This window comes from Cupriavidus basilensis OR16 (assembly GCF_000243095.1).
Taxonomy (GTDB): Bacteria; Pseudomonadota; Gammaproteobacteria; order Burkholderiales; family Burkholderiaceae; genus Cupriavidus; species Cupriavidus basilensis_D.
This window is the reverse complement of the sequence record NZ_AHJE01000331.1, coordinates 1-571: the sequence shown is the minus strand read 5'-3', so window position 1 is coordinate 571 and position 571 is coordinate 1. Positions and strand designations below refer to the sequence as shown.

Sequence of the window (571 nt, the reverse complement as noted above, 5' to 3'; positions counted from 1 at the left end):
ACGCGTAGACTCGGTGCGTTCAGTCTCTTCGAGGCGGTGCTACTCCTTGCTGGCGGCTTGCTGGCCTTCGTAGGTCGCCGCCGTATCCGCTGAGTCAGACCAGACCGGCGGAGCAGGCGTAGAAACCTGCCAAGAAATCGAAGGCGGCTCGATATCGACAGAGGGTATCGGGTGCGTACCGCCATGCCGCGCCGGCTCTTATCCCGCGCCGCAGGCGGGCGCAGGCCCCAAATTTTTCATCCCCCTTGCCGTGGACGATCAAAGTAGCGCAAAATCCTAAGTGCCGCATTCTCGGCATGACCGCATGCATGAGATTGCTTGGGCGAGTGCCCGCGGACTTCCTGGCTCTCCGATGCCTGGGCCAATGGCCGGCCTGGAGAGGCACGGCAAAGGATACGGTGAGTAGCATGGAAAGCTTCCTAATCCGGCAGCCCACGCGCAAGCAGGCAATGCTTGCCGCACTCTTGACGCTAGTTATCCTCTGCGTCTTCGCGCTCGCCGTACCTCGCGCAACGCAGGCGCTACCCGCAGTTCCCCCCTTTATGCCAATGTGTGCGCTGACGGTATTTAC

1 protein-coding gene is annotated in these 571 nt (G+C 61.5%); it reads left to right on the top strand.

Annotation, left to right across the window (positions count from 1 at the left end):
- Positions 1 to 93 (top strand): MprA protease, GlyGly-CTERM protein-sorting domain-containing form (mprA, locus tag OR16_RS48625; protein WP_081489020.1); only part of this gene is annotated, 93 nt, incomplete at its 5' end.
- Positions 94 to 571 lie beyond the last annotated feature (478 nt).